The sequence below is a fragment of the Pseudoalteromonas sp. PS5 genome, from assembly GCF_004103255.1.
Classification (GTDB): Bacteria; Pseudomonadota; Gammaproteobacteria; order Enterobacterales; family Alteromonadaceae; genus Pseudoalteromonas; species Pseudoalteromonas peptidolytica.
Genome location: NZ_RCSQ01000138.1, coordinates 1 through 8,210, shown reverse-complemented (window position 1 = coordinate 8,210; position 8,210 = coordinate 1). Strand labels below are relative to the sequence as shown.

The following is an 8,210-nucleotide window of genomic DNA, read 5'->3' as shown; positions in this document are numbered from 1 at the left end:
CGATTGCAGGACGCGGTAGCGGGGTTATCGACAAGATTTTCTCGCCTCAAAATAGACCACTTAATTAAGGAAATTGCTATAACTGACCGGTTTTGGCTGTCTTATCAGACAAATAGCTCGACTGAATTCTAGTCCTTATACCTGATACTCAAATTAAAAGATAAGCGCTGTATTAGCAACGCTTATCTTATGGTTCCACTCTGTATGATTAAAAATTAAACCCAAGCTGACTACACTTGATTTAACTTTCTATTCAAAGGTGTTACATACCAGATGGGTAAATATAGCTTGCCTGTAATCCTAGAGGTATACCTAAAGTCCAGTATATTAATAAGAAAATACTCCATCCAATCAAAAATGCGATTGAATATGGCAGCATCATTGCTATCAATGTACCAATACCCGTTGATTTAACATACTTTTGGCAGTAAACCACGACTAATGGAAAGTACGGCATAAGCGGAGTGATAATATTTGAGCCTGAATCCCCTACTCTATACGCAGCTTGTGTTAGATCTGGAGAGATCCCCAACTGCATCAACATAGGAACAAAAATAGGTCCTAGTAGCGCCCACTTGGCTGAGCTTGAGCCAACAAACAAATTCACAAATGCAGTCAAGAAAATAATGCCAATAACAGTGACATAACTAGGCAATGCCATTGCCTTTAACACTTGTGCTCCCTCAATAGCAAGCAATGCACCTAAATTAGAGTGGCTAAAAGCACTAATAAAGAGCGCACAGAAGAATGCCATTACGATGTAATAAGACATGCTATTCATCGCTTTTGTCATGGCGTCAATCATGTCTTTGGAGCTTTTAAATGTCCCAACTACGAACCCATATACCGCTCCGGGGATCCAAAACAATAAGAAAATTAGCGGCACGATTGATTGCATCAATGGAGCACTAAAGTCCGTTAGCGCACCTGATGGGCTGCGCAGTGCTGAATCTTCACCAGTTGACGCATAAACCAGTAGAGCGATGCCAGCAAGCATAACTAGAGATGCAATTACAAATCCCTTTTTCTCTTTGCTCGTGATCTCATCAAATGAAGGTAGGCTATCGGTGTCACCATCGATTGCTGTGTTTTTTAATCTCGGTTCAATAATTTTGTCTGTGATATACCAGCCCAATAAAATGATAAACAAGCTAGATGCAGACGTGAAAAACCAGTTATTAAGAGGGTTTATTGCAATTTCAGGATCAATAATTTGTGCAGCACTTTGTGTAAAGCTCTGCAATAACGGGTCAATACCAGATGGAATGAAGTTGGCACTAAAGCCACCACTCACACCGGCAAACGCTGCCGCAATACCTGCCAGTGGATGCCTACCCATCGCATAAAAAATCACGCCCGCGAGCGGAATAACGAGTACATATCCCGCATCGGTAGCGGTGTGGCTAACAATTGCAATCAGGATAATTGACGGTGTTAACAATATCTGTGGTGTGCGCTTAAGCATAATCTTAAGCCCAGTATTGATATAACCTGAGTGTTCGGCGACACCCACACCCAACATTGCAACTAAAACAACGCCCAAAGGTGCAAATCCAGTAAAGGTCTTTACCATCGTTGCCATAAACCCGGCAAGCGCACCGGGGTCTAATAGATTGTGTACTACTATTGCTTCATTAGTTCTAGGATCAATGGCGCTAAACTCCACACCTGAGAATAGCCAAGAAAGAAGCCAGATCAGCAACATTGCTGATAGAAAGATAATGGCAGGATCAGGAAGTTTATTTCCGACCCGCTCGATCCCATTTAAAAAACGGGTGATCGCAGAGTTTTGCGAATTCGCTTGTTGTGATTCGTGCATACCGTTGCCCTGAGAAAAAAATTGCTTAACCATAACTTAATATTTACATGATAGGCAAGTATACGTTCAGAACATTGGGACACTTTGCTGATTTAGTAGTCGGATTGAGATTTTTTCTTACCACTTCGTGTCCAAAAAAGAAAATACGCTATGCTTTTAGATATCCAAAATGAAGGATTTAATGATGATTGATTTAGATGACACCGTGTTATCCGACGTAAAGCATGGCTTCAGTTTACCGCCAAAACCAAGCCTAATAACCGAGCTACAAAATGCGTTATCAGACTCAAATCCAGATCTCAATGACGTCGCAACTATCATAGCCCATGACGTAGGCGCATCAGCTGCGGTGTTAAAGATTATTAACTCTCCACTGTATGGCCTATCTAGAACCGTTACAGACGTCAAGCAAGCCGTTGTCTTTTTAGGACTTAGTGCTATCACAACTCTAGTCACTAGCTTTTTACTCAAGCAATCCTTTGAACAAAGCAAGTGCTGTATTAGTCTTGAGCGGTTTTGGGATAACGCATCCGATATTGCCGACAGTATTATGGTGATTGGTAATAAAATAAAAGCACGTGTACCTATTGAAAATCTGCATTTACTCGGTTTGTTTCATGATGCCGGGATTGCGGCCATGGCAGTAAATTATCCTGATTATATGGAAACTTTAGTCGCAGCTAACAAAGATTATGATAAGATCCTAGTAGCACATGAAGAGCAAAAGTATCAAACAAATCATGCAGTTGTAGGTTACTTTCTGGCAACTTCTTGGAATCTACCAAAAGATATTTGTCAGATGATTTTATGTCATCACGACCCCGAATTTTTACCCCAGTGTAAAAATGAAGAACAACAATTGGCATTTGCTGCGCTAAAAATGGCTGAAAACTTCGTTCACATCAATAAACGTTTTGTCGCATCGCCTGACTGGCACTTGATGAAAAGCGATGTACTGAAAGCACTCAACCTAGACGAAGACGATTATCAAGACATCAAAGAGGATTTAGAAGACTACTTTTTAGAGGGGCAATGAGATTACGCATGCGGTATTGTTAAAAATCCACTTTTGGGCACACTTAAGTACCAAAATTTAATTTGCCGTCCAATGTAAAATTCGTTTTCATCTATATTGCGGCAATATGTAAAACTTCGTAGACTGCGTGCAGGCTTACAATAATAACAATACAAACAAAGGAAATAACATTGATCGCAATGCGCTCGCTAAAGGAAAGGTTTGCAGTTTTTGGCCCTGGCATTTTGATGGCTACCGCCGCTATCGGTGGCTCACACTTGGTTTCTTCAACACAAGCCGGCGCGCTGTTTGGTACACAGCTAATTTGGCTCATCGTTGTCGTTAACTTACTTAAGTACCCTTTTTTCAAGTATGCGGTTGAATACACTAGTCAAACTGGCCATACAGTGGTGGAGGGCTATTACAATAACTATCGTTTTGGTTTTAAAATATTCGTACTACTCAATATTTTTGCAGCTATTGTAAATACGGCTGGTGTTTTGCTCTTAACTGCAAGCCTGCTTAGCTACTCACTTCCTTTTACTATTGGTATTGAATCACTAAGCTTCTTATTACTTACCACTTGCTTGGCTATTTTATTGCTAGGCCATTATAAAATTTTAGATATAACCAGTAAGTGGGTAATGATAATTTTAACGCTATCCACCGTGAGTGCACTCATTATCGCCATGATAAATGGCGCAGCACATCCACCACCACAGGCGCCAATATCACCTTATGACCTTGCACTGCTTGGCTTTTTAGTTGCCTTAATGGGCTGGATGCCAGCACCTATTGAAATATCAGCAATAAACTCATCTTGGCTGAAAACGAAAATATCCAAGCAAACGCTTTCCCACCAACAGATCATGTTAGATTTTAAGGTCGGCTATTTCGTTACCTTAGGATTAGCTGTCGTGTTCTGTTTACTTGGCATGTTAATGCAGTATGGACAAAACAACCCAGTAGAGCTTGCAGGTGTTGCTTTTTCCAAGCAACTAATTGATATGTATGCAAATACGATAGGAGAGTGGGCAAGATGGCTTATCGCTGGCGTTGCTTTTTTATGTATGTTTGGTACCACTATTACCGTTTTAGATGGTTATTCAAGAGTACTGAGTGAATCGTTACAGCTACTGCGACCCAGCAAAACGAAAAAATATTACTTAGGCATTTTGCTACTTCAGGCGCTACTAGCAATGTTAGTCGTGCTATTTTTTAAAGCTGATTTAAAAAATATGTTGATGTTTGCAATGAGCTCAGCGTTTGTTACTACCCCAGTATTTGCTTGGATGAATTTGGGATTGGTCAAAGGTGAAATATTCAGTCGTCAATCTGTTGTAGTCAAGGTATTAACAAAGCTTGGGCTTATTTATTTGATTGGTTTTGCACTGCTATTTATATTTTGGAGGCTTGCAAATTGATTTATACCAACTATTTTAATTAATACCAATTTGCTTAATTAAGTGGTCTATTTTGAGGCGAGAAAATCTTGGCGATAACTCCGCTACCGCGTCCTGCTACCGCGTCCTACTATCGCGTCCTGCTATCGCCAAGGTACCTACATCCGTGTAGGCAAGGCAAAAAATTTGCTATTTAGTTGTTCTAAATAAAAACCTTTAACGCAGTTAGCATCAGATTTACGCCTTCAAATTGAACAAGTATTAAGGCTAATTGGTATAATTAAGTCCGCTTACTTTAGATTTTGCACCTGTTCCCAAATAGTAACGACATGCGCCTTGTCATCATCATTAAGTTCACCGTTTCGATACGCTTTGACCAAGCTGCTCTCAACCTGAGCGTTTAGCTCTTCTACGGTGAGGTCAGCTTCTTCTACCTGTGCATATCCCACAGCCAAGTCGAAGTGGCCCCGTAAGTAACCACCAGCAAATAACTCGTCATCACTTGCTCTATCTACAAGATCATCAAAAAATTGCTGTGCTTTTTCTACATACTCTACTAATAACATTTGTGTTCCTAGGTTATTCCTGATGACCAATGGCATACATGACATGGTCGTTAAATCCCGTGATCACCTTAATAAATCCAGTGAGAGATTCATCAAGTTGCTCATCTCCTGTGTCAGCGATAAGCGGGCGACCATTGAGCGCTTTCAGTTTTGATTTAGTAGCGATAACAATAATATTATCTTTTCCCACTCTCTTAATCAGTTCTGGGCTTAATTGCTGGTTACCGCGGCCGAAAATATGCCCTTGACCACCAATTAGGGTGATCACCAGTTTGGTTTTATCATCAGCCAATGCAAGTAATTGCTGTGCTGTTTGATCTTGTGCAACCAGCGCTTGATCTTTCACTACATCTACACCAAGTAAGGTATTCTCAAGCCCCATCTCTTCCATCACGGCAGCAACGGTAGAACCAGATCCCATGATATAGGTTTCATCTTCATCCATTTCAGAAACAACATAAGCGGCTATATCAGCCAATACCAACTCGTTGCTTTCTTTGCCGCCATTTTTTACTGCTTGTACATATCTAAGTTCAGTGGGTACTTGCATTTCTCCATACCGTTTGGCTCTTACGGTACCGGCTCGAAAGGCAGCCTCATCTATATCCATTACATCAGCTTCACCAATAGATACCAGCTCTCCTGTGACCAAAAGCTCAACCACTCGACCTGCAGCTTTGGGCGTGATGGCATACACACCACTATGAATTTTACATCCTGCGGGGATCCCAAGTACGGGACAAGTATCACCTACTGCATGGCAAATATTACGAGCTGTACCATCACCACCCGCAAATAAAAGTAGATCCACACCTTGTTGCTGCAAAAGTTGTGCTGCGAATTCTGTATGTTCAGCTCTGGTCTGCGCACTTGGGGTCTGATATACCACTTGAGTGTTAAAACCGAGTTCTTTGGCAATACGCTCACCCATTTCACCATTAGCAGTAAAAACCTCTATATTTTCTCGATGTGAGACAAGTTGACTAAGCGCTGCTGTAGCTCTTTGGTTGGCGCGGGGCTCTGCGCCTAAAGCAAATGCTTTTTGAGCGGTATCCTCCCCATCGCTGCCTTTTAAACCAACACTACCACCAAGCCCTGCGAGCGGATTAACAATCAGTCCCAGTTTAAATTTCATTTTCTATCCCCACACTTAAATCAGATGGAATATTCCAATTAAATTGGCTTTTATTTAACGGCCAAGGTGTATTGTAAAACTGACTCAAGGCTTCAAGCAGGCATGTTGCTCTCTCATTGAAACCGATATCTAATAAACTAATGAGTTGTTGATGAACACGTTTTTGAAAATTGAATCGACATGTTTGCGCACCACTGAGGTTATCTACTGAGACATTAAAAGAAAAATTTGCCGCAGCACTCAATGCCCACTCTATCGCTTGTGGTTTTACTTCAACGTGCTCAAACTCTCTTTGTTTCGTCTCATCGCGACCATCAGGACAATACCAGTAACCATAGTCTTCCAACTCGCGGCGCGCCTTACCTGCTACTAACCAATGTGCAATTTCATGTAGAGCGCTGGCATAAAAGCCATGGGCAAATATGATTCGGTGATGCGGATATGCCTCACTCGCGGGAAGGTATATTGGTTCTTCGAGCCCAGCGACAAGCTCTGTGTTGAGAGGTGCTAAGAATAGCCCATTAAAAACGGCAATGAGGTCTTCTATTTTATGCATCAACATCCGCCACAAATTCAAACAGGGCGCAAATTGTAAGGTTTTTGAGGAACAATGTAAAAGGCATCAAGCCTTTTTATCTAACGAGCTACAAGGAGCGATATATAAAGTTGCTTGATTTCTACCGCAGTTCTTCGAATCATACAAGGCTATATCCGCCTCTTCAAAACAGCGTTGATGATTAAAGCTTTCACCAATTAACTCATAGCCAGCGACACCAATACTAAACGTTAGTCCATAGCTGCTAAAACGAGGGAAATCATGGACGAGTCTATTGGCAAAATTCAGCGCTGCGTCTGGCGCGGTTTCGGGACAAATAATGACAAATTCATCTCCCCCCCACCGACCGATATGATCGCTCGGCCTTGCCTGTTCAGTTAAAAACTGCCCAACTTCTTTAAGTGCTGTATCCCCATCTCGGTGTCCTGCACTGTCATTGAGCTGCTTGAAGCAGTCTATGTCGACAACTAAAAGAGACAGCGAACGATGGTAACGGATGGCCCTTTGTACTTCTTCTCGCAGGACCACTTCTATTTTCCTGCGATTTTTTACTTTAGTCAAAAAGTCAAGTTCTGCACGTGACCTCAGCTCTTGCTCTTGCCGTAAGTCTCGTATGACTGCAATGCAGACTTCGCCTTTCGAGCCAGACACAGTAGAAATCGCAACGTCTACAGGAAGCTTACTACCTGACTGATGAAGCGCTAACACTTTTTTCCCTTTCAACTGTGAATCACCGGCTCCTCTTTGGTCGCACTCCTCCTCGGCAAAGCGATGTTGCGGTATTAAATCATCCACTCTCATGTCCAACAACTCATGATGATTGTATCCAAACAACTTGGTACATGCTTGATTAACATCCTTAAGCTTATTGTGCTTGTCAAAATACAAAATCGCATCTGGCGTTGCATTAAAGAGGCGGCGCTTTTCTTTTAATAGTTTCAAAATGTAGATGAATGTGGCTATGTTTAAGCATGCAAATAGCAGCATAATTGGGATAAATAATAACGTACCGTAGCTCGTCAATGCCTGTGTTTGAGAAAACATTGTAGCCTGCTGCTGTTTTGCGAGTGAAAACTGAGCGCTTATCGAGTTGCGCAAAAAATTAAATGCTGCTTCAGCATCTTTATCGTCGACTTTAACAAAGCTATCCATCATCGTTGGTGTGATATTGCTACTCGTAGTAGTCGATTTTGCAACCGCTAGCATGTGCGTGTAGTTATCTAAGGTTGACTGTATTGCATCCAATGCAGCGTCTTCTTGCTCAGTTAAGCCCAAACCCCGAAGCTTAACAATTGCGTTATTTGTCGATTCTACCTCTAATAAGGCCGTGTCATAGTACACATTTTGTTGACGTAAAATGTAATTTTTAAAATGATGAATAAAACCATTATAGCCAAAGCTGCGCTCAAGCTCCGCGAGCAAGGCTGCACGTTTTATTGATACTTCAGAGTCAGACTGCCACGATTGATGAAAAGAAGAAATTGACTGATTAAGTAAAGCAGACCAATAAACCAAACTCCCACTAATAAGCACTGTAAATATAGAAAGCGCGATTATTTGTAAGAAAATACGCCTATTCATCCGTGTTACCACCACCAGCGTAGAGGTTAACGGTAACTCGACAATTTATCTTTAAGCTATTCATGCTGTTACCAGTTGATATGACCTATAATATGTAATATCAATTGCCTTAATTCTTGCTCAATTTGAAGGCGT

The 8,210-nt window shown here is 41.5% G+C and carries 7 protein-coding genes; 2 read left to right on the top strand and 5 right to left on the bottom strand.

The window, feature by feature from the left end:
• Positions 1-262 precede the first annotated feature (262 nt).
• Positions 263-1,819, bottom strand: a complete 1,557-nt coding sequence (locus D9603_RS16420) for an AbgT family transporter (protein ID WP_128732127.1) — start codon at positions 1,817-1,819, stop codon at positions 263-265.
• A 184-nt stretch (positions 1,820-2,003) separates the two neighbouring features.
• On the opposite strand from D9603_RS16420, the gene D9603_RS16415 reads away from it, so the two are divergent.
• Both D9603_RS16415 and D9603_RS16410 read left to right on the top strand, forming a co-directional pair.
• Positions 2,004-2,855, top strand: a complete 852-nt coding sequence (locus D9603_RS16415) for an HDOD domain-containing protein (RefSeq protein ID WP_128732128.1) — start codon at positions 2,004-2,006, stop codon at positions 2,853-2,855.
• Positions 2,856-3,025: 170 nt separating this feature from the next.
• Positions 3,026-4,258, top strand: coding sequence for a divalent metal cation transporter (locus D9603_RS16410; RefSeq protein ID WP_128732126.1), 1,233 nt, complete (start codon positions 3,026-3,028; stop codon positions 4,256-4,258).
• Positions 4,259-4,527: 269 nt separating this feature from the next.
• Here D9603_RS16410 and D9603_RS16405 read toward each other — a convergent pair whose 3' ends face one another.
• The 4 genes from D9603_RS16405 to D9603_RS16390 all read right to left on the bottom strand — a co-directional run bounded on the left by D9603_RS16405 (position 4,528) and on the right by D9603_RS16390 (position 8,075).
• Entirely contained in the window at positions 4,528-4,803 is a 276-nt protein-coding gene (locus D9603_RS16405) for a YfcL family protein (RefSeq protein ID WP_125252800.1), read from the bottom strand.
• A 13-nt stretch (positions 4,804-4,816) separates the two neighbouring features.
• On the bottom strand, positions 4,817-5,938 hold the full coding sequence (locus D9603_RS16400) for an ATP-NAD kinase family protein (protein WP_128732125.1): 1,122 nt from the start codon (positions 5,936-5,938) through the stop codon (positions 4,817-4,819).
• On the bottom strand, positions 5,928-6,494 hold the full coding sequence (locus D9603_RS16395) for an elongation factor P hydroxylase (RefSeq protein ID WP_128732124.1): 567 nt from the start codon (positions 6,492-6,494) through the stop codon (positions 5,928-5,930). The genes D9603_RS16400 and D9603_RS16395 overlap by 11 nt, the downstream gene beginning before the upstream one ends.
• 66 nt (positions 6,495-6,560) lie before the next feature.
• Complete coding sequence (locus tag D9603_RS16390) at positions 6,561-8,075, bottom strand: sensor domain-containing diguanylate cyclase (protein WP_128732123.1); 1,515 nt, start codon at positions 8,073-8,075, stop codon at positions 6,561-6,563.
• Positions 8,076-8,210: the final 135 nt, after the last annotated feature.

Coding starts and splice junctions, on each gene's coding strand:
- D9603_RS16395 (WP_128732124.1), bottom strand. CDS start 6,494: ATGCATAAAATAGAAGACCTCATTGCCGTTTTTAATGGGCTATTCTTA.
- D9603_RS16415 (WP_128732128.1), top strand. CDS start 2,004: ATGATTGATTTAGATGACACCGTGTTATCCGACGTAAAGCATGGCTTC.
- D9603_RS16420 (WP_128732127.1), bottom strand. CDS start 1,819: ATGCACGAATCACAACAAGCGAATTCGCAAAACTCTGCGATCACCCGT.
- D9603_RS16400 (WP_128732125.1), bottom strand. CDS start 5,938: ATGAAATTTAAACTGGGACTGATTGTTAATCCGCTCGCAGGGCTTGGT.
- D9603_RS16405 (WP_125252800.1), bottom strand. CDS start 4,803: ATGTTATTAGTAGAGTATGTAGAAAAAGCACAGCAATTTTTTGATGAT.
- D9603_RS16390 (WP_128732123.1), bottom strand. CDS start 8,075: ATGAATAGGCGTATTTTCTTACAAATAATCGCGCTTTCTATATTTACA.